The following is a 23291-nucleotide window of genomic DNA, read 5'->3' as shown; positions in this document are numbered from 1 at the left end:
CGGCGGCCACACCACCGATGTCGGGCCACCGGACCAGCCGATCGGACAAGCCCACGCACAACACCTCCTCACACTCACCCGAACCTAAGAAACACCACCACCGCCCCGCCGTCACCCGGCACCGCGGCTGGCCGGTGATGTTTCCCGACCCGCGCTGCCTACACCCCCACGGTGCAGAGACAGACCGTTCTTACACAACTTCATAGCGGAGGCCCCCACCACAGGGATTACAGGCCGGCGAAGCCGGCGCCAGAGCGCATCGGGCAGCGCCGGCAAGCTCAATCGAGCGCCAGCGAATGCCGACCATCGGCGGCTAGAGCAGACCCGTCCGTGCGCCTCAGAATGGCCACTTGGTGGTGCTCGCGGCGATGCCTGGATCGAATGACAAGACGGAACCTATTGCCTGATGTATATGAGTTCCCTAACGTATATGCGTGCGGTAATGTGAGAATTGCCCTCCGCGGCCGGGTATCGGCCGCATCCCCCATTGTTCTAGGAGCGAATCATGGGCACCATGAAAGCCGCGGTTGTCACCGAGTTCGGCAAGGATCTCACTGTCAGCAACGAATCCGCCATCCCCACTCCCGGGCCGCATGATGCGCTCGTGAAACTCATCTCGACCGGTGTGTGCCACACCGACCTGCACGCCGCTCACGGCGACTGGCCGGTCAAGCCGAGCCCGCCGTTCATCCCGGGACACGAGGGTGTGGGCCGCGTCGAAGCGATCGGCGATCAGGTCACCGCTGTCAAGGTCGGCGACATTGTCGGCAACGCCTGGCTGTGGAGCGCCTGCGGCGAGTGCGAGTACTGCCGCACCGGCTGGGAGACCCTGTGTGAGCAGCAGAAGAACGGCGGCTATGCCGTCGACGGCTCGTTCGGCGAGTACATGCTTGTCGACGCTCGCTACGCCGCACGCATCCCTGAGGGCGCCGACCTCAACGAAGTTGCCCCGGTGCTGTGTGCCGGCGTGACCGTTTACAAGGGCCTGAAGGTCACCGAGGTCAAGCCCGGCGAGTGGGTCACGATCTCCGGCATCGGCGGTCTCGGCCACATGGCCGTGCAGTACGCCGTGGCGATGGGCATGCGCGTCGCCGCAGTCGACATCGCCGACGACAAGCTCGCGCTGGCCAAGAAACACGGCGCCGAGGTGGTCGTCAACGCAATGACCGGCGACCCGGCTGCCGAGATCGTCGAAGCCACCGGCGGCACTCACGGCGTCCTCGTGACCGCAGTGCACCCGGACGCATTCGGCCAGGCGATCGGCATGGCTCGCCGCGGCGGCACCATCGTCTTCAACGGACTGCCGCCGGGAGACTTCCCGGCTCCGATCTTCGACATCGTGCTCAAGGGCCTCACCATCCGCGGCTCGATCGTCGGCACCCGCCAGGACATGGTCGAAGCCCTCGACTTCTACGCCCGCGGCCACATCCACCCGACCTACCAGACCCGCAAGCTCGACGAGATCAACCAGGTCTTCGACGAGATGGTCCACGGCAAGATCGACGGTCGCGTCGTCGTCGCGTTCGACGACTGATCTGCTGGTTGATCTGACGACATGTCTGAGACCAGAGCCTGACTCTGATCCGGTCCCGAGGCGGGCGTGCGGCTGGGAGCTGCACGCCCGCCTCGGCGTTGGGCAGAGCCGTTCTCGACCTTGTGCCGGAACTGTTACCGCGCCGCCATCTGGCTGCCATCACCCGCCACTAGGATGAGAGCAGCAAGGATAGAAGCGGTTCATCCAGCGCATGCGCGCGGATGAACCCACAGAACACACTGGAGTACACATGGATTTCGGCGCCCTCGTAGGCATCTTCGTCGTCATCGGCGTGATCCTCTTAGGCCTCATCATTGTTGCGGCTCTGCTGTTCGGCGGCCTGCGCAGCAGCATCTTCTTCACGGTGCACACGCAGGAGAACGTCATCGTCGAACGGTTCGGCAAGTTCAAGAAGGTGGCGAAGCCCGGCCTCAACACCAAAGCGCCGTTCATGGAGACGACGACCAAGCCGATCTCACTGCGCGTGCAGCAGCTGGAGGTCAACATCGAGACGAAGACCAAGGACAACGTCTTCGTCATGGTTCCGGTCGCCGTGCAGTACCTCGTGAGCGAGGACAAAGTCGTCGACGCCTACTACCGCCTGGCGAACCCCGAAGAGCAGATCCGTTCCTACGTCTTCGACACCGTCCGCTCGGCCCTCTCGACCCTGACCCTCGACTCCGCATTCGAGTCCAAGGACGACATCGCCACCAGCGTCGAGCACCGACTCTCCGCACAGATGGCCGGCTACGGCTTCCGCATCGTCAACACGCTCGTCACCGACATCTCCCCGGACCAGCGTGTGCGCGATTCGATGAACTCGATCAACGCCGCCCAGCGCGACCGCGTCGCCGCGCAGGCGCTGGCTGAAGCCGACAAGATCAAGCGCGTCACCCAGGCCGAAGCCGAGGCGGAGTCCAAGCGACTGCAGGGTGAGGGTGTGGCCGCCCAGCGCAAGGCGATCGCCACCGGTATCGCCGAGCAGTACGAGATGCTGCGCCGCGCCGGCATCGAGTCGACCGCTGAGCAGCTGCTGCTCATGACCCAGTACTTCGACACCATGCAGGATGTCGCCCGCAACGGCCGCTCCAACGTCCTCATGCTCCCGAGCAACCCGGGTGCACTCGGCGACCTCACCACGGAGATCCGCAACGCGCTGCTGACCTCGCATGAGTCCGAGCGGGCGATCGCCGACGGCGAGCACGACTCCCGCAGACAGCGCGCCGATGCCGAGCGCCGTCAGCGCGAACGGGCTGAAAGTGAGCGCCGGGCACGTCAGCGCAGCGCTGAGGAGCAGGCTCGCCGGGCCGCGGAACAGGCCCGCAATGCCGCTCAGCAGCTCGGCCAGCAAGGACAGCAGGGGCAGAACTTCCCCGAGCCGCCGAACTTCACCCCCAATATGTGAGGAACATGAGCAGCCACCTCCATGGCGCGTCTGCATGACTTCTGCATGACGCACTTCTCACGCCCCGGTCAGCTTATGGCCGGGGCGTGAGCGGCAGTGGCGGGCATGTGTCAGCGCTCGGCCGCTGTGCGCGTAGACTTGGACATCGTCCGCGGCGGAGGAACGCCCTCGGATCCTTGTATCCTCGCGTCCTCGTGACCGCCGGACCGATCCAGCAGGCAGCACCCGATACGAAAGGGACCGGGTACCTCCCGTGAGCGCACAGCACGACGACACCACCACCGCCTCGGGCGCGGCAGGCGGCTTCTTCAGCGCCGGCGGCGCACTCGACCGCTTCTTCCGCATCAGCGAACGCGGCTCGACGCTCGCCCGGGAGATCCGCGGCGGCTTCGCGACCTTCTTCGCCATGAGCTACATCGTCGTGCTCAACCCGCTCATCATCGGCGCGGCGATGGACTCCACCGGCCTCTTCCTCGGCGGCGGCACCGAACCGAATCTGCCCGCCGTCGCAGCGGCCACCTCGCTCGTCTCCGGCGTGCTGACGATCCTCATGGGCGTCATCGGTAACTTCCCCATGGCGGTCTCCTCCTCGCTCGGGCTGTCGGCCTTCCTCACCTACGGCATCGTCGTGCTGCCGGGCATGACCTGGGCCGACGCCATGGGCCTCGTCGTCATCGAAGGCATCATCCTCCTCATCCTCGTGCTCACCGGCTTCCGCGCCGCGATCTTCAACGCCGTGCCCGCCCAGCTCAAGACCGCGATCAGCGTCGGCATCGGCCTGTTCATCGCGCTCATCGGCATGATGAACGCCGGGTTCCTGTCCAAGGGCGACGGCGCCGCCCTCGAGCTCGGCACCGGCGGGTTCCTCTTCGGCTGGCCGGTCCTCATCTTCCTCGTCGCGCTGCTCGCCCTGTTCGTCATGTGGTCAGCCCGCGTGCGCGGCGCGATCCTCTACTCGATCCTCGGGGCGACCGCGCTGGCCCTCATCGTCGAAGCAGTCGTCGGAGTCGGCTCCAAGACCGGCGCCGACGGCGAGATCACCAACCCCTACGGCTGGGGTCTGACCGTGCCGACCCTCAACCAGGAATGGCTGCAGCTGCCCGACCTCTCCCTGCTCGGCAGCTTCAACCTCCTCGGCTCCTGGCAGCACATCGGCGTCGTCTCCGCCGCGCTTGCCGTCTTCACCCTGCTGCTGGCGAACTTCTTCGACCTGCTCGGCACCATGGTCGCGATCTCCAAGGAAGGTGATATCGCCGACGCAGACGGGGAGATCCCCAACTCCCGGCGCATCATGGTCGCAGACGCCATCGGCGCGATCGGCGGCGGCATGGGCTCGATGTCCTCGAACTCCGGCTTCATCGAGTCGACCGTGGGCGTGGGCGAAGGCGCGCGCACCGGCCTGGCCAATGTCATGGCCGGCCTCATGTTCCTGCTCACGATCATCGCCGCACCCCTGGCCGCCGTCATCCCCACCGAGGCGGCCGCCCCGACGCTCGTGCTCGTCGGCTTCCTCATGATGCAGCAGGTGCTGCGCATCGACTGGACCGATGTCGAGATCGCGATCCCGGCCTTCATGACCGTGGTTCTCATGCCGTTCTCGTACTCGATCACCAATGGCATCGGCGCCGGCTTCATCAGCTATGTCGTCATCAAGCTGCTGCGCGGCAAAGCCCGCGACGTCCACCCGCTCATGATCGTCACCGCGGTGCTCTTCGTCGTCTACTTCGTCTCCGGGCCGATCCAGAACGCACTCTGAGCAGCCCCGCGGCGCAGCCGCCGCCAGCTCAGCTGAGGAGGATGCGCTGGAGCACCTGTAGCCGGTCCTGCGGGTCGGCCGGGATCTGGCCGCCGAGGTCGCCGCCGGCTGCCAGCGCCCGGCACCACCGCGTGACGAAGGCGTTGCCGCCCACCGGGCTGCCGACGGTGTGCCCGAGGCGGACGATCTCCCCGCCGAGGTAGTCGGTCTCGATCGTGCCGGTGCCGCGCGCCAGCGACTGCCACGATGAGGACGCGAAGGTCTCGACCCCGGGAACCTCGCCGACCTGGATCCGCTCGGACAGCCCGAAGGCCTTCGGACTCGAACCGACATGCTCGATCCCGGCCGCCGCATAGACGGCCTTCGCCTCGGCCTTGAGAGCAGTAAGCAGATCGTCATAGGCGATGCCCGGACCCAGGATCGAATCGAGGCCATTGGCCAGATTCGACAGCAGCTTGCCCCAGATATGCGGCCACAGCTCCGCGGCTGAGCTGAGCGAGGCGGTCGCGAACCCGGCCCGCCGCGCATCGGCGGCGAACTGCACAGCCGCCTCCACCGCCTGGGCGTCGGCCGTGACGGGACCGGCGAAGAAGGCGCCGTGATCCGGCTGCATCCGCGTGATGACCTCGCCGGGGGAGAGGAACAGCGCCGGCATCCACACCGTGGCCGCGGCCACCGAACGGAAGTGCCGCGGCGCCTGCCGGGCGGCCTCGGCGCCGTTGAGCAGCAGCACGATCGGCAGCAGCTCGCCAGCCGTGCCAGCCACCGTTCCCGAGGCGCCGGTCACCGGGCGATCGGCCCATTCCGGCAGTGCCGCGAGAGCCTGATGGGTCTTCGTCGCCAGCACGAGCACATCACCGGAGTGCAGCTCCACCTCCTCCGGAGCGCGGGCCAGCTGCGGGCGGGCGGTGATGGTCTCCGACGGGGTGCGCAGCCGCAGTCCCTCAGCGGCGATCACATCGGCATGCGCGCCGCGGGCGATGACCGTGATGGGGAGTCCGGCCGCGCTGCCAGCCGCTGCCAGAGTGCCGCCGATCGCGCCGGCGCCGATGATGACGTACCTGTTCATGGGGCTACGCTACCAACCGCCGTTCCCGTTAGGCTGGAGGCTGTCGAGACTCAAGGAGGAGAACCATGTACCAGTCTGCCGCCGTCCCGCCGCGCCGTACCGTCGCCCTCACCGGCGCCAGACTGCTGCCGATCGCCGACGCCGACGGCAGCCCGGCCGCGGAGATCCCCACGGGCACGATCGTCCTCCACGCGGGCGTCATCACTGCGCTCGGCCCGGACGGACAGGTCGAGGTGCCGGCCGAAGCCGAGGTGGTCGACGCCTCGGGCACGGTCATCGCTCCCGGCTTCATCGAAAGCCACGCCCACCTCGGCGTCCACGAAGACGGTGAGGGCACCGAGGGCAATGACGTCAATGAGATGACCGACCCCAACGGCTCGGCCCTGCGCGCCCTCGACGCGATCAACCCGGCCGAGATCGGCTTCAAGGACGCGCTGCGCGGCGGCGTCACCACCGCGGTCATCAAGCCCGGCTCCGGCAACCCGATCGGCGGGCGCACCGCCGCGGTCAAGACCTGGGGCCGGATCGTCGACGAGATGCTCATCAGCCAGGACATCTCCGTCAAGGCGGCAATGGGGGAGAACCCCAAGCGCATCTACGGCGAACGCAAGAAGAGCCCCTCCACCCGCCTGGCCGTCGCCCAGGTGCAGCGGGAGGCCTTCGTCAGGGCCCGGAACTACATCGCCAACCGGGAAGCCGCCGCCGAGGCGGGGGTCCCCTTCGATCGCGACCTGGGCCTGGAGACGCTGGCCGATGTGCTGGAGGGCAAGCTCGCCTGGGACCAGCACTGCCACCGGGCTGACGATATGGCCACCGCCGTGCGCCTGGCTGAGGAGTTCGGCTACCGGCTCATCATCAACCACGGCACCGAAGGCCACCTCATCGCCGACTGGATCGCTGAGAAGGGCCTTGACGTCATCGTCGGACCGCTCATGACCTCCCGGTCGAAGGTCGAGCTGCGCCACCGCACCCTGGCGACCCCGGCCGCCTATGCGAAGGCCGGAGTGCGCTTCGCGCTCACCACCGACCACCCCGTCGTGCCGATCTTCTTCTTCGTCGACCAGGCCCGGCTCGCAGTGCGCGAGGGCCTCGACCCGGAGACCGCGCTGCAGGCGATGACGATCAACCCGGCGCAGATGATGGGCCTCTCAGATCGTGTCGGTTCGCTGGCTGTCGGCCGTGACGCTGATATCGTGCAGTGGACTGCGCATCCGCTCGACTTCGACGCGCGGGTGACCAGTGTCTATGTGGCTGGACGGCAGGTCTACACACACGATTTCGCCAGTGGACAGGCTGCGGTGGCCGACCCCTTCGGCCCCACCCGCATCCACGAGCCGTGAGCGCCGACCGTTCGTCCAGCGGCCATTCATGTGAGCATCAGATCCATGGGGTAAACCCATAGATGTCCCCAACGTGACGGACACGAGAAGGAGCAGTGGCCGAAGACCAGAACCGCCCGCCGCGCCGGCGCCTGCTGCGCCCGCGCAGCCGGAACACCAACACCTACACCGGCTCGACGGCCGGTGCCGCCCTGCGCACCACCGGCGGCATTTCGCAGCAGGAGATCGCCAAGTCGACCCGGCCGCCGCGGGTGCGGTCGCGCAAGCGGGGCAGCTCGGCTGCCGCCGCCGATCCGTCTGAGGCTCTCACCCCGCCGATCACCCGCGGTGCGGACCGCAGCCGCTGGCCCGGCAGCCCGCGCTACCTCGTCGAACGCACGAACGCTGCCGGATCCTCATCGAAGCGGATGGCCGAACGGCTCGCCCGCAAGGCCGTCGGACAGATCACCGGCGACTCGGCCCCGGCGACCGATCCGATCCCGATCGTCGCCACCCTCAAGGGCACCCCCTACCAGGCCCCGGTCATGAGCCAGGCCAAAGGTGAGGAGGAAGCCCGCAAGATCATGGAGCTGGCCGTCGAGATCGGCGCGATCATGCTGCGGGCCGGCGCGCCGACCTCCGATGTCGAAGTCTCCGTCATCGCCACCTGCACCGCCCTCGGCCTGCCGACAGCCGAAGTCGACCTCACCTCGAACTCGCTCACCGTCCACTACTCCGACCCGGAGGGCCGGCTGCTCAACGTCATGCGCGTCAGCCGTGAGGAGTCGATCCACTTCTCCAAGCTCGCATCCGTGCACAAGCTCGTCTCCGACATCGTCGACGGCAAAGTCGAATACCTCGAAGCCAGCGAGCGCATCGACGCGATCCGCCAGCAGCGCCGGCCCTTTGCCAACTGGTTCGTCGCCGTCGCCTGGGGCGTGCTCGTGTCCTGCTTCGTCATCCTGCTCGGCGGCTCAGCGGTCGCCGCGGCCATCGGCTTCGGCATGGCGATCGTCATCGACCGCTTCGGCGGGCTGCTCGCTCGGCTCAACGTGCCGCCGTTCTTCACCGTCATGGGCCAGTCGACATTCGCCACCGTGCTCGCGATGGCCGCCTGGACCTTCGGGCTCATCGCCCTGCCGCAGTTCCTCGTCGCCGCCGGCATCGTGCTGCTGCTGCCGACCGCCGGGCTCATCGCCGCAGTCCAGGACTCGCTGACGAACTTCCCGCTCACCGCCTCGGCGAAGGCGGTGACCGTCGGCACGACGCTGGCCGGCATCGTCTCCGGCATCGCACTCGGGCTCATGATCGGCCGCGCCGCCGGGCTGTCGCCCATCGAGGTGATCGTCACCTCCAGCGGCATCGAAGCGCTCACCACGATCATCTCGCTCATCGCCGCGATCCTCGTCGGCATGTGCGGCGCGATCGGCATGCAGGCCTCCAAACGCCAGATCCTCGTCGCCGGGCTCATCGGCGGCATCGGCTTCGTCGTCTACGTCGGCTGCAGCCTGCTGGGACTGGGCAATGTCGTCACCTGCTTCATCGCCGCGAGCGTGGTGGGCCTCATCGTCCGGCCGGTCGCACTGCACCGCGGTGCCCCGCCGATCGTGCTCATGCTGCCGGCGATCTTCCCGCTGCTGCAGGGCCTGTCGATCTTCTCCGCCGCCTACCAGATCGTCCAGCCGCAGGACGCGATTCCACTGTCCATGGGCCTGTCCTCCCTCTTCACCGCTGTCACTGCCAATGCGGCGATCGCCGTCGGCGCGGTCTTCGGTGACTTCCTCGCCCGGCCCATCTACCGCCGGGTGCGGAAGCGGCGTGCGCGCGCGGCTGGACAGCAGACTGCAGATTGAGCCCGGCATGGGCACAGCCGGCGATGATCCCACGCTGCCACCAGCTTCCGCGCGTGAGGACGGCGAAGCCGAGTGAGAGCAGCATGCAGCTGAGGCCGAAACCGGCGAAGAGCAGCGGCTGACCCAGCCGGTCGGCATGCCACACGGCCCAGATCGCGCCGACGATGGCGCTGCGGACGGTGAAGGCACGCGGCGGTTCCGCCTCCATCGGCAGCACTGCCCGGAGGCGATCCGGCAGCAGCAGCCAGGTGCTCAGCAGACCCAGGCTGGGGCCCAGCTGTGACGTTCCACCCTCAGCCCGCAGCGCTACGGCAGCTGCCAGTCGATCGGCTGGCCCCCGCGCTCTGTCAGCAGCGCATTCGCCCGGCTGAACGGGCGTGAGCCGAAGAATCCACGCGAGGCGCTGAGGGGAGAGGGGTGCGGGGAGGCGATGATCGGCACCTCGCCCAGGCGCGGGCCCAGCGACTGCGCGTCCCGGCCCCACAGAATCGCCACGAGCGGCCCGCCTCGGGCAGCGAGCACCTCGATCGCCCGGTCGGTCACCGCCTCCCAGCCCTTGTTCCGATGCGAGGCCGGAGAGCCGGGGGCGACGGTGAGGACCCGGTTGAGCAGCATGACTCCCTGCGCCTGCCAGGGCCGCAGATCGCCGTTCGGCGGTGCCGGGACGCCGAGGTCGTCGTGCAGTTCGCGGAAGATGTTGATGAGCGAGCGCGGCAGCGGCCGCACCTCGGGAGCGACAGCGAAGGACAGCCCGATCGGATGGCCCGGCGTGGGATAGGGGTCCTGCCCGACGACGAGCACCCGCACCTCGGCCAGGGGCTCGCGGAAGGCGCGGAACACATCGTCTCCGGCAGGCAGATACCGCCGACCGGCGGCCAGCTCGGCGCGCAGAAAACGGCCCATCTCCGTCACCTGATCGGCCACCGGCGCCATCGCCTCAGCCCAGTCCGGGGCCATGATCCTCTCAAGACTCATACCGCCATCGTAGTCAGCGCTGAGCTCCACACACCCCCGGCGTGACCGGCGACACACGCGAGCGTTATGCTCAACTCAGCGTGTACACCCGTACCGATCCGAAAGGACTCCCAATGTCGACGATCGCCTGGATCGGCCTGGGCCACATGGGCCTGCCGATGACGAAGAACCTCATGAAGGCCGGACACACGGTGCGCGGCTTCGATCTGTCCGAACCGGCCATGCAGGCCGCCGCCGAGGCGGGGGTCACCGCCTGTGCCTCGGCCGCCGAGGCGCTGGAGGGCGCCGAGGTCGTGTTCACCATGCTGCCGAAGGGCGAGCACTCCCTGGCTGCCTACGGCGGCGAGAACGGCATCTTCGCCTCGGCAGCCCCCGGCACCCTGCTCATCGACTCCTCGACCATCGACGTCGCCAGCTGCCAGCAGCTGCACGATGCGGCGCAGGAAGCCGGCTTCGAGTTCGTCGACGCCCCGGTCTCCGGCGGCATCTCCGGTGCGGAGAAGGGCACCCTGGCGTTCATGGTCGGCGGCGAGGAGGCGGCAGTCGAGAAGGCCCGCACCTACATCGAGCCGATGGCCGGCAACATCATCGCCACCGGCGCACCGACGACCGGGCAGGCCGCCAAGATCTGCAACAACCTCATGCTCTTCATCAACATGGTCTCCACCTCCGAGGCCGCGGTGCTCGCCGACCGCCTCGGGCTCGACCATTCCGTGTTCTACTCGATCGCCAAGGTCTCCTCGGGCGACTCGTGGCCGCTGCGCACCTGGTACCCGTACCCGGGCGTCGTCGACACCTCGCCGGCCAATGACGACTTCGCTCCCACCTTCACCGCTGATCTGGCGCTCAAGGACATCAAGCTCGCGATGGCTGCCGGACAGGACACCGGCACCGACCTGACACTGGGCACAATGGTCACCAAGATGCTGCAGCAGATCTCGGATGCCGGATCCGGCGGCAAGGACTGCTCGATCGTCAAGAAGCTGGTCGACGGCACCTTCGAGGCCTGAGGCATCACCCCGCCACCCACACTCGTTCCGTGAAAGGACCACATCCGATGTCTGAATTCCCACAGCCCACTGACTGGCGCATGCTCATCGGCGGCGAATGGGTCGACGCCCTCGACGGCTCCCGCGCCGACGTCATCACCCCCATCGACCGCAATGTCGTCATCGCCCGCGTTCCCAACGGCAAGGCCGAAGACGCCGACCGCGCCGTCAAGGCCGCCCGGGAGGCCTTCCCCGCCTGGTCGGGCCTGCACTTCAAGGAGCGGCAGAAGATGCTGACGAAGTGCGCCGAAGCACTCGAAGCCCGCATCGAGGACCTCGCCGAGCTCACCGCGCTCGACACCGGCAACGCCAAGCGCACCCAGGCCCGCCCTGAGGCGACGATGCTCTCGGAGATCTTCCGCTACTTCGGTGGTGTCGCCGGCGAGGTCAAGGGCAACACCCTCCCGGCCGGTGCGCAGCAGCTCAACTACACCAAGCGCGAGCCGCTCGGTGTCGTCGCCGGCATCCTGCCGTGGAACTCGCCGCTCATGATCGCCGGCTTCAAGACCCCAGCCGCGCTGGCGGCAGGCAACACGATCGTGCTCAAGACCGCCGAAGATGCGCCGCTGACGATCCTCAAGATGGCCGAGATCTGCTCGGAGATCCTGCCGGCCGGTGTGCTCAACGTCGTCACCGGCAAGGGCTCGGTCATCGGCGAAGCCCTCGTCCAGCACCCGGACGTCGACAAGGTCTCCTTCACCGGCTCGACCGCTGTCGGCCGTCACGTCGCCGAGGCCGCCGCCAGCCGCCTCGCACACTCCTCGATGGAGCTCGGCGGCAAGAGCCCGAACATCATCTTCCCGGATGCCGACCTGGAGGCAGCTCTCGACCAGGTGCTGCTGGCCACCCGCTTCGCACGTCAGGGCCAGTCCTGCACGATGGGCTCGCGACTGTTCCTGCACGCCGACATCTACGATGACTTCCTCGCCAAGCTCGTCGAGAAGGTCAAGGGACTCACGGTCGGCGACCCGCGCGATGAGGCCTCCGACATCGGCTGCGTCATCAACCAGAAGCAGTACGACCAGATCCAGTCCTACATCGACAGCGGCAAGGCCGAAGAGGGAGTCGAAGTCGCCTACGACGGCCACGACGCCCTCGAAGTCGGCGAGCCCGGCTTCTACCACGCGCCGGTGATCTTCGCCCAGGCGAAGAACGAGTGGAAGACCTCGCGCGAGGAGATCTTCGGACCGGTGCTCTCAGTCATCAAGTTCACCACTGAGGACGATGCCGTGGCGATGGCCAACGACTCCGACTACGGACTGGCGGCCTACGTCTTCACCAGCGATCTGTCCCGCGGCCTGCGGATGGCCGACCGGATCGAATCCGGCTGGGTGCAGGTCAACCAGGGCGGCCCGCAGGTCGTCGGCCAGGCCTACGGCGGCTTCAAGACCTCGGGCCTGGGCCGCGAGCTGTCGCTGGACGGCATGCTCGAAGGCTTCACCCAGATCAAGCAGATCAACGTCAAGATCGGCTGACAGGCCAAGTGCCCCACCATCCTCCCAGTTCAGGAGGGGTGGGGCACTCTTCTGCATTCACCCGCCAGACCGTTTTGCCCACCTGCTGCCCACATTCTGAAGTCGAGCAGCCTCAATCCGCTCCGCAACCGTATCCAGATCAGTCGGGATCAGATCAGCATAAGAGTCCAGAGTGACCTTCGCACTGGCATGACCGAGCATCGCCTGCACCACTGTCACCGGCGCGCCTTCCGAGATCGCAAACGAAGCCGCAGAATGCCTGAGATCATGGAACGTCAACGACTCCCGCAACCCTGCACGCTTCCGCGCCGTCCCCCACCAGCCCAAAGCGCGAGGATGCGGCAACACCGGGATGAGATACCCGCCGCAAGATTCCAGCACCGCCGCAGCGATGAGCGGACTCATGAACGCCGGGAACCCCACCGTGCGCGGCTTCCCACTCTTTGGCAAACTGGGCGACCCGTCCCGGAGGATCTGCCGTTCCACAGTGATATGCCGCCGCTGCACGTCAACATCGGCAGCACGAAGACCCTTGATCTCCCCGTACCGCAACCCGACGTAGGCGATGAGGTAGACGGCCAGCTTGTACTTCCCCGCCTCGACTGCGAGCCGTTCAACCTCCGCATAGGTGAGGTACACGTTCTTCCGCGGCTTGTTTGATGGCAGGTGCTTGATGTCACGGGCAGGGTTATGCGGGATCCGTTTCGCAGTGACAGCCTCATCGAGGATGCTGGCCAGGATGCGGTGGGCGCGTCGGACGGTAGAGCTGCCGCGCTGTTTCGCGAGTCGGGCGACCCAGTCACGCACCCACTCATAGTCCACGTCAGCGACGGCGGCGTGCCCGAACTCGGGGCGGACGTGGAGCTGCCAGGTGGACGTGTAGGACGAGATCGTCCCAGGTGCGCCTCGGAATGCCTGCAACCATGCCTCTCCTAGGCTGGAGATGGTGGCACGTCCACGGCTAGGGTCGATGTAGGTGCCGGAGTGTTTGGACACTTCGACGGTGGCGGCGAATACTTCGGCGTCCCGCTTCGTGCGGAAGCCCCGCTTGTCGGTCTGTGTGCGGTCGGGTTTCCTGTAGCGGACTCGCCACCTGCGACCGGCTTTCGTCTGGTAGGGGGTTATGGACGCCATTCCCTGATCCTCCTCAGCACGGCTGGCGCGTATTCGTTCGCCTCGGGTAGGTCAGCGAGATGATTGAGGCGCTGCAGGAACGCCACCGGCGACATGCCGAGCTCGTCTCGGACCCGGCCCTCCAAGACCCCCGACCAGACGGGATGCTCCCGAGCAAGATCGATGATCTTCCTGTCAGTCTCAGTCAGCATGGTGTTCCCTTCCTGCCTGCACCGCACCGGCAACCATTAGCCGTTCGGACGGGTGCATGAAACGAATCCTGTCTTGCAGCACTTCGGGGGTGACCCAGAGTTCGTCGGCGGCTTCCTCGACCGACAGCGCCCACCGGAACGCATGGATCAGATCATCCCGCCGGATGAGTCGTTCCGCCGTGGCCTTGCGGACCCGCTCTTCTTCTTTCGCTGTCTGGCATCCCTCATGCCCGAAATCGATATGCACAAGCTCATGCGTGAGCGTGCAACGGCGCTCCACCTGCAGCAGCCGGGATTCCATCCAGATGGTGTCCCCGTCCGTCGCCCCACGCAGGCCATGTGGGAGGTGCCCCCACTCGACAGTGAGGTGCTCCCGTCCTCTGAGATCACGCCACGGATGATGCATGCGATCATCATGACAAGCAGGACGGACACGCGGGCCTCAAAACTGTCTAACTGTGGACACTGTGGAAACAGATGTGGGAGACTGAAGATGCAAAGGCTCGGCATCCGAACAGTCACCGTACGGCTGGCGTTCCCACACGGGATAGGGTGCCGAGCCGCCTCTATCTGAAGTGCCAAAGAGAGCCGGCGGGCTGGATCGTCCGCGGTCTGATGGAGTCCAGAAATTCTGCCGTGTTCTTGCCGTCCGGCCGGACTCCCGCGTGAATAGCGCCTGCCACCATGTCGGCAAGCTGGATACCTGCGTAATGCCGGGAGTCAACGTGCCGAACGGACTCTAGCGTGTTCGGGCTATCCTGATTGGCCGTCATGATGTAGTCCTGATCTGTCATTCCGAACGCTCTGGTGTCTTGCCCATCGACGTAGACTCGGGCGTTTTGCACTGTCCCAAAGCAGTGGGATAGAAGCTGCTTGATCGCGAAGCTCTTCATGCGGCTTGGCGAACTACGCAAGTGTGAGCTGTAGATGAGCTGTTTGCGGATCACAATGGCGCGAACGTTGAAGGGGACGTCCTCGATCGCCTTGAAGAAGTCACGCTTGACCTTCTTCTTGGTTTTGGCGAACTTGAACTCAGGCTTATGGCGATGGCGCTGAGCGACTTCCGTGATCGCTGTGTCGAGCTGCTCGATGTGCTCGGTTCGACGGAACACGCACGCCGCCATGACGAGGCATTCCGACGAGCCCGAGTCGAGCTTGAAACCGCCGTCGCCGGAATCGTCGAGGTAGACCCGAGTGAGAGGTGGCTCTGTCTCGCGTAGCAGCTTCTCGGATTCGCGCAGTGCCCGCTTGATCTCTTGCTCGAACTCGTCGAACGGGTCACCTGCGGTCACTCATCCCCTCCATCATCTTGGCTTTCCTCTCCGAGTTCTTGGGCTTGTGCCCACCCCTCCTCGCCGGCGCTAGGGCCTTGGTCGGCTGCGTAGTCGGCGGGGAGGGGCCTCATCTTCTGGGGCGTCGTTTCGGGCGTGGCGCTCGGGCGTGAGCTAACTGGTGGTGCGGTGTCGTCGGTGTCATGAGCGGCTCCTTGGTTGCCTGCCGCGAGGAGTCTGATGATCTCGTTCACGGCGTTCCGTTGTGGTTGTGTGAGCCGGTCTGATGTCGGGTCGGGGGTGAAGGGTTCGCGGCCGGTGTAGGCGGCTGCTTCTTCTAACTCCGAGACCGGCACCCCGAACACCTTGGCGAACGCCTGTAGCACCTGCTGTCGAGGTCGCTGCGGCGGGTTTGAGAAGTACGTCGAGACCGTTCCCTTGGAAACCGGCATCCCGAGTTCTTCCGTCCGCCGCACCAAGTCAGCCTGCGTCAAGCCCTTGCGGGCAAGCAGCTTCTTCAAGAGTTCGGACAGTCGGCTCACGGTGACCACTTTCGGGCAGGGGCAGGACTACAGCAAGTCTAGTGTGTCTCGCTTCGACACAAACAACACCGCAGTAATTCGCGCCAGCAAGCGGAAGTTTGAAACGTTTACGAAACACCTTGCACTCTGGGGGACACATGCTCTAGAGTTTGGAGTGTTCGGGAAACACGCCAAACAGACAGGACGGGAGGTGACATGAGCCCCGCATATACCCGGAGCCGCCGCGGCTTCACCGCGCGGCCTCACAAGGAGCAAATCCGACTGGCAATGACGTTCAAGCAGTTCACGAACGCTGACCTCGCTCTTCGCGCCAGGATCAGCGCATCCACGGTCGGGAACATCCTTGGCAAGCGCGAGACCTGCAATCCGGAGACCGCAGCCAAGATCGCCAAGGCTCTCGGAGTCGAGACCGAGAAGCTCTTCACGCTCGAAGAGATCAACTACGCCGCATGAAAAATGCCCCCAGCCGGGTCCAGCGGCTGAGGGCCGAGTCCAGAAAGGACAAGAACTATGACTAATCCTACCAGCATCCAACAGCTCATCCCGATTCGGGATCACGAGGGCCAGCAGGTCGCCAGTGGCCGCGCTATCCATGCCTTCCTCGGCCTCGGACGGGACTACACGACCTGGTTCAAGAAGATGACCGAATACGGCTTCACGGAGGGCCAGGACTACCTCACCATTTCGGGGGAGGTTGCCCGCGAGGGCCGCGGCGCGGTCACCCGAATCGACCACGCGGTCACGATCGACATGGCCAAGGAGCTGGGCATGATCCAGCGCACACCCAAGGGCAAGGAGATTCGGCAGTACTTCATCGCCGTTGAGAAACAGCGTCTCGCGCCAACGCCGGAACTGGCATCACGTGCAGACCTCGCTCGCATGGTGCTCGAAGCCGAAGAAGAGAAGAAGGTCCTCGAAGCGGCACTCGAATCCGCAGCACCCGCAATCGAGTACCACGACCGATACGTCTCAGACGGTGACGTCGTGAAGATCGAGGACTGGGGTCGGCAGTACCAGCTCCGAAAGATGGAGACGTTCAAGCTGCTGCGCGACAAGAACATCATCTTCAAGCACTCCTACGGCTGGTACTGGTCGAACTCGCAGCAGAAGCAGGTCGAGGAGTACGAGTACCGGGCACGGCAGGGCCGGCAGACGTATGCGTACTTCGAGCAGCGCCCTCACCACAAGGTGTCCCGCATGTACAACGGGCAGGTTCGCCAGACCCTCTACGTGCGGCAGGCTCACGCGATCGATCTCGCTAAGGCGTGCGGACTCGTCCAGGTGAAGGAGTCGGCATGAAACTCACCCTTGCTGCCGTCGTTGTGGCTGTCCCCGTTCTCTTGACAGGGTGCGCAACACCTGCTGACCCGGTGACACCTCAAGCGTGCCTTGATGCCCTCGACTATGCCGAAGAGCTCGATTCCCTGATGGGTGATGCGCTCGATTCTGCTGGCCGGTCGATTGGTTTCGCGTCCCGTCTGGATGCGGCGTCGATTGATGAGGAGACCGAGTTCATTGAGTCGATCACTCCTGATGTGCAGATCGCTCGTGTCGCGTTCGCTGATGCGGCTGAGGAGTGCAGGGGGCAGTCATGAACCGCTGGGATTTCCTCCGCTTGAAAACAGAGCACCAGTTGACGGAGACGGCGACCCGCTACGACATGCACTCCCCGCTCACTGAGGTCACCGCTAACGCCTCCGATGTCGCCTACCTCGATGACGGCACCGGCGACTACGGCATCAGCGGTGACGCGCTCACCAAGCTCACGAAAGGAACCACATCATGAGTATCGACTATCAGCGGTTAGGTGCCACCATCGCCGAGCACCTCCCGCCACTCATCAACGATCCTGCGGAAGCTGACCAGCGTGTCGATGATCTCGGCATCGACGGGGTCACCGTCGTAGATGACGTAGATAACCGACTCGGCGACAACGAGTGTCGAGGCCAGGCCGGCTATCGCGACAGCGCCGGCCGCAACATCCTGGCCCTCGCGTGGCGCTGCCTGCAGAATGCGCGCAAGCTCGCTCAGGTGCTCGCGGATGTCGTTGAGCATAACCGTCGCTACGCTGCGCCTCTGCGTGGCATCCATGATCCTTCTCCCTCAGTAGGTGGTTGTGGTGACCCTCAGCCTACTGAGGGAGAAGCCGGGGGTGAGCGACCGTGAACCGGCTGCTCAACGACGAAGAAGTTGGCCGCCAGATCGGGATGGCCGCCGAAACCGTGAAGTCCCGCAGGTACCTCGAACGCGGCGAACCCAAAGACCGGATCCCCCGCTGGGTGGACATGCCTGGCCGTCCCGCCCACTCGCCCCGCTGCTTGGGATTCCAGCAGCACGAGGTGGATGCATGGCTGAAACGCAACACCGTGAAAGGAGCGGTCGCATGACCACCCGCTACGTAGACGGCGTGGATGTGACCCACGTCGGTGAGATGACCTACGTCCACATCGGTGATGTCGCCGCGGAGCTGTGGCCGATCGAGGTCGAAGACCTCATCGACGAGCTGCAATCCCACCTCACCCAGATCGACGAAGAACACCCGGAGAGGGAGACATGACAACCAGACCTTGGGGTGCGCGATGACGACCGCACCTACACACGGGTCTCCGCTGGAACTCTCGGAGACATACACATCGGTGAAGGACTTCCTGCTCGACGTGCAACAGGTCGCCTCTGCCCGGTATGACCTGCATCTCGGCTACCGGAAGGTGAAGCGCATCTTTGACCGGTGGCGGGCTGAGGACTGCCTGCAGCATGACCAGCCTCGGATGGGGCAGGACAAACAGATGCGAGACGACCCCACTGGCGAAACGGCAATTCGCTGCCTCATGGCGGAGCTGTCTCGTGGCTGAGATCGCGCTCGGGCTGGCACTGGTCAATCTGCTTGCTGTGCTGTTCGTGCTGGTGTGGTGCGACGGCGTGACCCGCCGCATTGACCGGGTGGATGACATGACGCGGCGCTGTCAGCAAGCGATCGCCACATCACGGCATATCGCTTATGACGATCTCGATATGGAGTTGAAAGATGAGTAGACGGTACAGGCTGGTTCGGACTTCGAGGGTCGCTGCGGCGGCCCTCTTTTTGTGCCTGCTTCCGGTGGTGGTCAACCCGTCGGTGTTCTCGGCTGACCTGCTCGGGTTCATGGGTTGGGTGCTGGCATGGACGGGTTTCATGACCTCGGGGGTGTGGGTGGTTCTTGGCTGGCAGATCATCCGGTCCCATGAGTAGGCCGCCGTGGATGCGGGATGAGTGGCGGAAACCGTCGGTTGCGCCACGCCCGTATGCGGATCCGACGGGGGATGCCGCGGTGAAAGCGGTCGGTAAGGACGAGAAGGAGAAGAAGTGAGTTACATACGAGTGAGAACTCGGGGCCGGGATGAGTGGTTCGAGGTCAGACGTGGCGGGGTGACTGCCACGGACATGTACCGGCTGATGTACGGCGGGAAGGCGACCTGGGCGACTGTGAAGGCTGAGAAAGCTCGGCCGCCAGCGTTTCGCGGTAACGCCTACACGGCTTGGGGGATTGAGAGGGAGTCGGTCATCGCGAAGCGGATCTGCGGCGAGTACCCGCTGCAGCACAACACGGATGTTCTACAGCACGCAGATGATCCGCGCTGGATGGCGACACCTGACCTGCTCGACCCTGCCGGCGCGCTCGTCGGGGACATCAAAACTGCGGTGTGGAAGGGCCGGCCGTGGGATTCGGTGCCGCCGAACTACTTCACGCAGCTGCAGTGGCAGATGTTCGTCACCGGTATCCGTGAGGCGATCCTCGCCGTTGAGTGGCATGACGATTTCATGCCTGTCTCCAACGACCTGTCGATCTACTCCGTGGAGTACGACGAAGAGCATGTCGGAGAGTGTGTGGAGGTCGCGGAGGCGTTCCTCACGATGGGGCAGCCCTCCCTGTTGGATACGTACCTCGCGGACTATGCGGCGGTGGTGTCGCAGGAGCAGGCGGTCAAGGAGTCGAAGGATGCGGTGCGGAAGCTGATTGAGAAGGAGATCGGTGACCGTGAGAGCTTCAAGCACGTCTCCGATGCCGGGTCGGTCACGAAGAGCGTGGGGAAGCCCCGGCAGGTTTTCGATACCGACCGGTTCAAGGCCGAGCACCCTGACCTGTGGGAGCGGTACACGCTCACGAAGCCGGGTTCAGGCCGGTTGACGATCACACCAGCGAAGGAGACAGCATGAAAGTCCATGAAGCGATCATCGAGGTGATGAAGGATGTTGGTGCGGTCAAGAAAGGCGACCGGAACGACTTTCACAAGTTTTCGTTCCGTGGCATCGACGCGACAGTGAACGCGCTGTCACCGGCGCTGCGGAAGCACGGGGTGACGGTGAGGCCGTCGAACATCATCTCGTGCACGTATGAGCAGTTTCAGACCGCGAAGGGTGGGATCTCGCTCACCTGCCGGCTGCTGGTGGAGTTCACGTTCGTCGGCCCCGAGGGCGACAGCATCACGTCTGTGGTTGCGGCTGAGGCCGCTGACACCGGGGATAAGTCCACCCCGAAGGCCATGAGTGTCGCGTTCCGTACCGCACTGTTGCAGACGTTCGCGCTGCCGACAGATGAGGTTGACCCAGATGCGCATTCGTATGAGCACCAGCCAGCGAAACCGTCTGCCGAGCAGGTGATCGCCGCAGCGAATGGCACGAAGACTAAGACTGAAGCGCGCCGGGTCTACAAGGAAGCCCAGGCGGCGGGCATCGGTGAGGACGTGCTGGCGAAGATCGTGGAGATCGCTGGGGGCAAGGCCGATGAGTGAGGTGAAGACACCGGACTCGATTATCCGTGAGCTCTCGGAGGTGCGCACGAACGTCGCCCGGAACGCGCAGATCGTCCGCGACTACGAATCGGCGGCGATGGAGGCACAGCGCCAGTTAGATCATGAGTTCGCGCTGGCCTACAAGCGAGCGTCGGGGTCGATTGAGGACAGGAAACAGCAGGCTGTGATCGATACCGAGTCGTTCGCTCATGCTCGCGATGACACGAAGATCGCGCTTAACTACGCGAAAGCGCGGGCGCGGGGCTTCGAGTCGGAGTTGTCGAACCTGCAAACTCAGGCGCGGATGGTCGAGCTGACCTACAAGATGGCCGGGGTGGGGGAGACGTGAAACAGCAGCTCCGTGAGCTCGTCTATGCGCGTGACAACTACCGGTGTGTGCATTGCGGCCGGCACGACACGCTCACGATCCAACACCGAGCCGGGCGCGGCATGGGTGGGTCGAAGAAAGCTGACCGGCTCGCCAACCTCGTCACCCTGTGCTGGCAGGCGAACGTCAGCCTCGAATCGGATGCCGAGTTCGCGAGGCTCGGCAGGGATAAGGGGTGGAAGATTTCCCGCTGGGATGACCCCACAGAAGTACCTGTTTTTTACGCCCCGGAAGGGGCTTTTTTCATGCTCAATCACCGCGGAACGCGGGTAAGGAAGGACAATCATGGCTTTGCCAACGCTTGATGTGACAGGGAACCTCACCGCTGATGTGGAGCTGCGGTATTCGCAGAACGGTGTCGCGGTCGGGAATGGGACGGTCGCGGCGAACCGGTCGAGACGCAATGAACAGACCGGCGAGTGGGACACTCTCGCGACCCTGTTTCAGCGGTTCACCGCGTTCGGTGACAACGCCGAGTTGCTCGCTGGGGCGGGGAAGGGCGCGAAAGTGCGGCTGGTCGGGTCGCTGGAGACGGAGCAGTGGCAGGACAAGAACACGGGTGAGAACCGGTCTGCCACGAAGTTGAAGGTTGACTTCTGTGCCGTGTTCAAGCGGCAGGAACCGCAAGGCTGGGGGCAACAGGGTCAGCAGCAGTCGCAGCAGCAGTCTCAGCAGGGTGGGTGGCAGCAGATACCACCTTCTGACCCGTGGGCGTCGTCTCAGCAGCCGATGGGAGGTGCCGACAATGAGCCGCCGTTTTGACAAGACGCCAGCGTGTGTGAGCCGTGACGTGGAGTTGTTCTTCACCCCAGGCTACGAGCAGGCAGCGATCCGCGCGTGTGAGCAGTGCCCTATCCGTGAGGCGTGCCTGGCTGAGGCGATGCAGGCCGAGAGGCCGTCGCTGCGGTTCGGGATCTTCGGCGGGCTGACACCGGAGGAGCGTACCGAGCTGTGGCGTGTGACGAGAGCGTGTGCCGACTGCGGGCAGTCGCTGGCCGGTGAGGCTGTGGGCCGGAAACGCTGCGAGCCCTGTCAGGCCGTGCATCGGCGTGAGACGAAGCGGGCGTGGCGTCCGGAGGTGGCGGCATGACACGCGAAATCGTGCTTGAACGCGACCCGCTAGCGAAGCCTCGCGTGCGTCGAGTGGACTCGGTAGAACTCGTCGCAGAAGACAACGGGGCCACCCCGACATGCCTGTGGTGCGTCATTGTCTATGGCGTTGAGGTGCTCGGCTTCTACACGTCGTTCGAGTGTGCCGTTGGCGATGCTATCGCGTTCGCTGAGAAGCAGGCGGTCGCGTTGCTGGAGGTGCCGTGATGGGTTTGTCGTCAATGCCGATCATGTCGGAGGCCGAACTCCGCCGGCTACCTCGCAGGTTTCGGGAGCGGGAGCGGATGCTCGCCCGCGTGAAAGAACAAGCGGCCAAGGAGCATCGGTTCCTCGCTGCAGCGGAACGGGCGTACGTGGAGCGGGTTGAGCGTGAGGCTCGGATCGCTGCCGTCAAGGAACGTTACAAGCCGGACCCGGAAGGGCCAGCACGACTGCAGGCACTCATTGATGAAGAACGCCAAGCCAGAGAGGACGCGGCATGACTACTGACCTCTTCGGCAACCCTGCTGCCGCACCAAGAGCTATCGGGTCACATCAGTCTGCCGTCGGAGGAACTGACGAATGGCTCACTCCACCCGACCTGATCGCGACCCTCGGACACTTCGACCTTGACCCGTGCGCTCCCATCCAGCGTCCATGGCCGACCGCCGAGCGGCACTACACGATCGAGGACGACGGGCTGCGGCAGGAATGGCACGGGCGCGTGTGGTGCAACCCGCCATACGCGCACGTGTGGAAGTGGCTGGCGCGTCTCGCCGACCACGGGACAGGAACGGCCCTGATCTTCGCCCGCACAGAAACTGCCGGATTCCATTCTCAGGTGTGGGAGCGTGCTACCGCATTGCTGTTCCTGAAAGGGCGGTTGCACTTCCACTACCGCGACGGTGAACGTGCTTCGGCAAATGCTGGCGCTCCGTCTGTGCTCGTCGCATATGGAGAGGACGACAGCCGCGTGCTCGCGTCCAGGCCGGTGCCCGGCCATTACGTTCGCCTCAGGGACGCGGCATGACGGGGGACAAGCGCCTCTCCTGTCAAGCATGTCGAGTGTCGGTGATTGCCTACAAGACCCTTTCCCGAGATCGGGGCGTGGCCTGCTGCCCGTCCTGCAACCACGAGGAGACAACATGAACACAAGACCAGACGCCTGGGAGCAGCCAGGCAGGAGACTCCCGACGCTCGACGGATGCGTCGAGGGCGTCGTTGGCTGGCACGACCGACCGAACGGGACAGCGGACGCGACTGTCCAATGCGCGGTCTGCCACATCACCTACACCGACCTGGCGATCATCGCAGTCGGCACGATCAACCATGCCGCTACTGGTTCGCGGGGGACGGTGCCGTACAAGCGGTGCCCCGCCTGCCGGAACACCGACCTCCACCCGAACGGCGAGGACGCGGCATGAGCCGTGGTTTGTGGCTGGCCTGTTGCGCCGTATTGGACGCGGCCGGA

33 protein-coding genes are annotated in these 23291 nt (G+C 65.2%); 25 read left to right on the top strand and 8 right to left on the bottom strand.

What is annotated here, in order from left to right:
• The first annotated feature begins 514 nt into the window (after positions 1-514).
• The 3 genes from adhP to ACFFN1_RS07180 all read left to right on the top strand — a co-directional run bounded on the left by adhP (position 515) and on the right by ACFFN1_RS07180 (position 4695).
• Positions 515-1534: an alcohol dehydrogenase AdhP gene (gene adhP / locus ACFFN1_RS07190; RefSeq protein WP_376839968.1), complete on the top strand. Its 1020-nt coding sequence runs from the start codon at positions 515-517 to the stop codon at positions 1532-1534.
• A gap of 250 nt (positions 1535-1784) precedes the next feature.
• A complete protein-coding gene (locus tag ACFFN1_RS07185) occupies positions 1785-2939 on the top strand; it encodes an SPFH domain-containing protein (protein WP_376839960.1) in 1155 nt (384 codons plus the stop codon).
• A gap of 253 nt (positions 2940-3192) precedes the next feature.
• Positions 3193-4695, top strand: a complete 1503-nt coding sequence (locus tag ACFFN1_RS07180) for an NCS2 family permease (RefSeq protein WP_376839958.1) — start codon at positions 3193-3195, stop codon at positions 4693-4695.
• Positions 4696-4723: 28 nt separating this feature from the next.
• Here the strand turns inward: ACFFN1_RS07180 and ACFFN1_RS07175 are convergent, their stop codons facing one another.
• Entirely contained in the window at positions 4724-5764 is a 1041-nt protein-coding gene (locus tag ACFFN1_RS07175) for a ketopantoate reductase family protein (protein ID WP_376839956.1), read from the bottom strand.
• Between the two features lie 65 nt (positions 5765-5829).
• Here ACFFN1_RS07175 and ACFFN1_RS07170 point away from each other — a divergent pair, with 65 nt between their 5' ends.
• Complete coding sequence (locus ACFFN1_RS07170) at positions 5830-7104, top strand: amidohydrolase (RefSeq protein ID WP_376839954.1); 1275 nt, start codon at positions 5830-5832, stop codon at positions 7102-7104.
• Positions 7105-7199: 95 nt separating this feature from the next.
• The gene (locus ACFFN1_RS07165) at positions 7200-8936 is read left to right on the top strand and encodes a threonine/serine exporter family protein (protein ID WP_376839952.1); all 1737 of its coding nucleotides are present in this window, start codon (positions 7200-7202) and stop codon (positions 8934-8936) included.
• 306 nt (positions 8937-9242) lie between these two features.
• Here the strand turns inward: ACFFN1_RS07165 and ACFFN1_RS07160 are convergent, their stop codons facing one another.
• A complete protein-coding gene (locus tag ACFFN1_RS07160) occupies positions 9243-9911 on the bottom strand; it encodes a uracil-DNA glycosylase (RefSeq protein WP_376839950.1) in 669 nt (222 codons plus the stop codon).
• A 113-nt stretch (positions 9912-10024) separates the two neighbouring features.
• On the opposite strand from ACFFN1_RS07160, the gene mmsB reads away from it, so the two are divergent.
• Entirely contained in the window at positions 10025-10921 is an 897-nt protein-coding gene (gene mmsB / locus ACFFN1_RS07155) for a 3-hydroxyisobutyrate dehydrogenase (RefSeq protein WP_376839948.1), read from the top strand.
• Between the two features lie 47 nt (positions 10922-10968).
• Positions 10969-12435, top strand: a complete 1467-nt coding sequence (locus ACFFN1_RS07150) for an aldehyde dehydrogenase family protein (RefSeq protein ID WP_376839947.1) — start codon at positions 10969-10971, stop codon at positions 12433-12435.
• Positions 12436-12492: 57 nt separating this feature from the next.
• Here ACFFN1_RS07150 and ACFFN1_RS07145 read toward each other — a convergent pair whose 3' ends face one another.
• The 5 genes from ACFFN1_RS07145 to ACFFN1_RS07125 form a co-directional block, all read right to left on the bottom strand.
• On the bottom strand, positions 12493-13569 hold the full coding sequence (locus tag ACFFN1_RS07145) for a tyrosine-type recombinase/integrase (protein WP_376839944.1): 1077 nt from the start codon (positions 13567-13569) through the stop codon (positions 12493-12495).
• The gene (locus ACFFN1_RS07140) at positions 13557-13760 is read right to left on the bottom strand and encodes a DUF3263 domain-containing protein (RefSeq protein WP_376839943.1); all 204 of its coding nucleotides are present in this window, start codon (positions 13758-13760) and stop codon (positions 13557-13559) included. Before ACFFN1_RS07140 ends, ACFFN1_RS07145 begins: the two co-directional genes overlap by 13 nt.
• On the bottom strand, positions 13750-14061 hold the full coding sequence (locus ACFFN1_RS07135) for a hypothetical protein (RefSeq protein ID WP_376839942.1): 312 nt from the start codon (positions 14059-14061) through the stop codon (positions 13750-13752). Before ACFFN1_RS07135 ends, ACFFN1_RS07140 begins: the two co-directional genes overlap by 11 nt.
• Positions 14062-14326: 265 nt before the next feature.
• The gene (locus ACFFN1_RS07130) at positions 14327-15052 is read right to left on the bottom strand and encodes a DUF3800 domain-containing protein (protein WP_376839939.1); all 726 of its coding nucleotides are present in this window, start codon (positions 15050-15052) and stop codon (positions 14327-14329) included.
• Positions 15049-15573: a helix-turn-helix domain-containing protein gene (locus ACFFN1_RS07125; protein ID WP_376839938.1), complete on the bottom strand. Its 525-nt coding sequence runs from the start codon at positions 15571-15573 to the stop codon at positions 15049-15051. The genes ACFFN1_RS07130 and ACFFN1_RS07125 overlap by 4 nt, the downstream gene beginning before the upstream one ends.
• Before the next feature lie 267 nt (positions 15574-15840).
• Between ACFFN1_RS07125 and ACFFN1_RS07120 the strand changes: the two genes are divergently transcribed.
• From ACFFN1_RS07120 to ACFFN1_RS07105, 4 genes are read left to right on the top strand one after another with little or no spacing between them, the layout of a single operon-like run.
• Positions 15841-16026, top strand: a complete 186-nt coding sequence (locus tag ACFFN1_RS07120) for a helix-turn-helix transcriptional regulator (RefSeq protein ID WP_376839936.1) — start codon at positions 15841-15843, stop codon at positions 16024-16026.
• Between the two features lie 57 nt (positions 16027-16083).
• Positions 16084-16872, top strand: a complete 789-nt coding sequence (locus ACFFN1_RS07115; RefSeq protein ID WP_376839933.1) for an antA/AntB antirepressor family protein — start codon at positions 16084-16086, stop codon at positions 16870-16872.
• Complete coding sequence (locus ACFFN1_RS07110; RefSeq protein ID WP_376839930.1) at positions 16869-17168, top strand: hypothetical protein; 300 nt, start codon at positions 16869-16871, stop codon at positions 17166-17168. Before ACFFN1_RS07115 ends, ACFFN1_RS07110 begins: the two co-directional genes overlap by 4 nt.
• Before the next feature lie 38 nt (positions 17169-17206).
• The gene (locus ACFFN1_RS07105; RefSeq protein ID WP_376839928.1) at positions 17207-17359 is read left to right on the top strand and encodes a hypothetical protein; all 153 of its coding nucleotides are present in this window, start codon (positions 17207-17209) and stop codon (positions 17357-17359) included.
• A 17-nt stretch (positions 17360-17376) separates the two neighbouring features.
• On the opposite strand, the gene ACFFN1_RS07100 is transcribed toward ACFFN1_RS07105, so the two are convergent.
• Entirely contained in the window at positions 17377-17664 is a 288-nt protein-coding gene (locus tag ACFFN1_RS07100) for a hypothetical protein (RefSeq protein WP_376839925.1), read from the bottom strand.
• A gap of 71 nt (positions 17665-17735) precedes the next feature.
• Between ACFFN1_RS07100 and ACFFN1_RS07095 the strand changes: the two genes are divergently transcribed.
• From ACFFN1_RS07095 to ACFFN1_RS07030, 14 genes are all read left to right on the top strand, one after another.
• On the top strand, positions 17736-17960 hold the full coding sequence (locus tag ACFFN1_RS07095) for a hypothetical protein (RefSeq protein WP_376839924.1): 225 nt from the start codon (positions 17736-17738) through the stop codon (positions 17958-17960).
• The gene (locus ACFFN1_RS07090; protein WP_376839923.1) at positions 17957-18130 is read left to right on the top strand and encodes a hypothetical protein; all 174 of its coding nucleotides are present in this window, start codon (positions 17957-17959) and stop codon (positions 18128-18130) included. Before ACFFN1_RS07095 ends, ACFFN1_RS07090 begins: the two co-directional genes overlap by 4 nt.
• 79 nt (positions 18131-18209) lie before the next feature.
• On the top strand, positions 18210-18425 hold the full coding sequence (locus ACFFN1_RS07085) for a hypothetical protein (protein WP_376839920.1): 216 nt from the start codon (positions 18210-18212) through the stop codon (positions 18423-18425).
• Positions 18418-18606 carry a hypothetical protein gene (locus ACFFN1_RS07080; protein ID WP_376839917.1) on the top strand — a complete coding sequence of 63 codons (189 nt, stop codon included), beginning with the start codon at positions 18418-18420 and terminating at the stop codon, positions 18604-18606. Before ACFFN1_RS07085 ends, ACFFN1_RS07080 begins: the two co-directional genes overlap by 8 nt.
• A gap of 310 nt (positions 18607-18916) precedes the next feature.
• The gene (locus ACFFN1_RS07075) at positions 18917-19768 is read left to right on the top strand and encodes a YqaJ viral recombinase family protein (protein WP_376839914.1); all 852 of its coding nucleotides are present in this window, start codon (positions 18917-18919) and stop codon (positions 19766-19768) included.
• Positions 19765-20343 carry an ERF family protein gene (locus ACFFN1_RS07070; RefSeq protein WP_376839912.1) on the top strand — a complete coding sequence of 193 codons (579 nt, stop codon included), beginning with the start codon at positions 19765-19767 and terminating at the stop codon, positions 20341-20343. The genes ACFFN1_RS07075 and ACFFN1_RS07070 overlap by 4 nt, the downstream gene beginning before the upstream one ends.
• Position 20344: 1 nt before the next feature.
• Positions 20345-20692, top strand: a complete 348-nt coding sequence (locus tag ACFFN1_RS07065; protein ID WP_376839909.1) for a hypothetical protein — start codon at positions 20345-20347, stop codon at positions 20690-20692.
• Positions 20689-21036 carry an HNH endonuclease gene (locus ACFFN1_RS07060; RefSeq protein WP_376839907.1) on the top strand — a complete coding sequence of 116 codons (348 nt, stop codon included), beginning with the start codon at positions 20689-20691 and terminating at the stop codon, positions 21034-21036. The genes ACFFN1_RS07065 and ACFFN1_RS07060 overlap by 4 nt, the downstream gene beginning before the upstream one ends.
• Positions 21017-21493 carry a single-stranded DNA-binding protein gene (locus tag ACFFN1_RS07055; protein WP_376839904.1) on the top strand — a complete coding sequence of 159 codons (477 nt, stop codon included), beginning with the start codon at positions 21017-21019 and terminating at the stop codon, positions 21491-21493. Before ACFFN1_RS07060 ends, ACFFN1_RS07055 begins: the two co-directional genes overlap by 20 nt.
• A gap of 16 nt (positions 21494-21509) precedes the next feature.
• The gene (locus tag ACFFN1_RS07050) at positions 21510-21821 is read left to right on the top strand and encodes a WhiB family transcriptional regulator (RefSeq protein WP_376839902.1); all 312 of its coding nucleotides are present in this window, start codon (positions 21510-21512) and stop codon (positions 21819-21821) included.
• Positions 21818-22048: a hypothetical protein gene (locus tag ACFFN1_RS07045; RefSeq protein WP_376839899.1), complete on the top strand. Its 231-nt coding sequence runs from the start codon at positions 21818-21820 to the stop codon at positions 22046-22048. The genes ACFFN1_RS07050 and ACFFN1_RS07045 overlap by 4 nt, the downstream gene beginning before the upstream one ends.
• Entirely contained in the window at positions 22048-22323 is a 276-nt protein-coding gene (locus ACFFN1_RS07040) for a hypothetical protein (protein ID WP_376839897.1), read from the top strand. Before ACFFN1_RS07045 ends, ACFFN1_RS07040 begins: the two co-directional genes overlap by 1 nt.
• A complete protein-coding gene (locus ACFFN1_RS07035; RefSeq protein WP_376839894.1) occupies positions 22320-22850 on the top strand; it encodes a DNA N-6-adenine-methyltransferase in 531 nt (176 codons plus the stop codon). The genes ACFFN1_RS07040 and ACFFN1_RS07035 overlap by 4 nt, the downstream gene beginning before the upstream one ends.
• Positions 22851-22965: 115 nt before the next feature.
• On the top strand, positions 22966-23244 hold the full coding sequence (locus ACFFN1_RS07030) for a hypothetical protein (RefSeq protein ID WP_376839892.1): 279 nt from the start codon (positions 22966-22968) through the stop codon (positions 23242-23244).
• Positions 23245-23291: the final 47 nt, after the last annotated feature.

Source organism: Brevibacterium otitidis (genome assembly GCF_042429315.1).
GTDB classification, from domain to species: Bacteria; Actinomycetota; Actinomycetes; order Actinomycetales; family Brevibacteriaceae; genus Brevibacterium; species Brevibacterium otitidis.
Note: the sequence above shows the minus strand (reverse complement) of the source record. Positions and strands in the feature narration are given on the sequence as shown.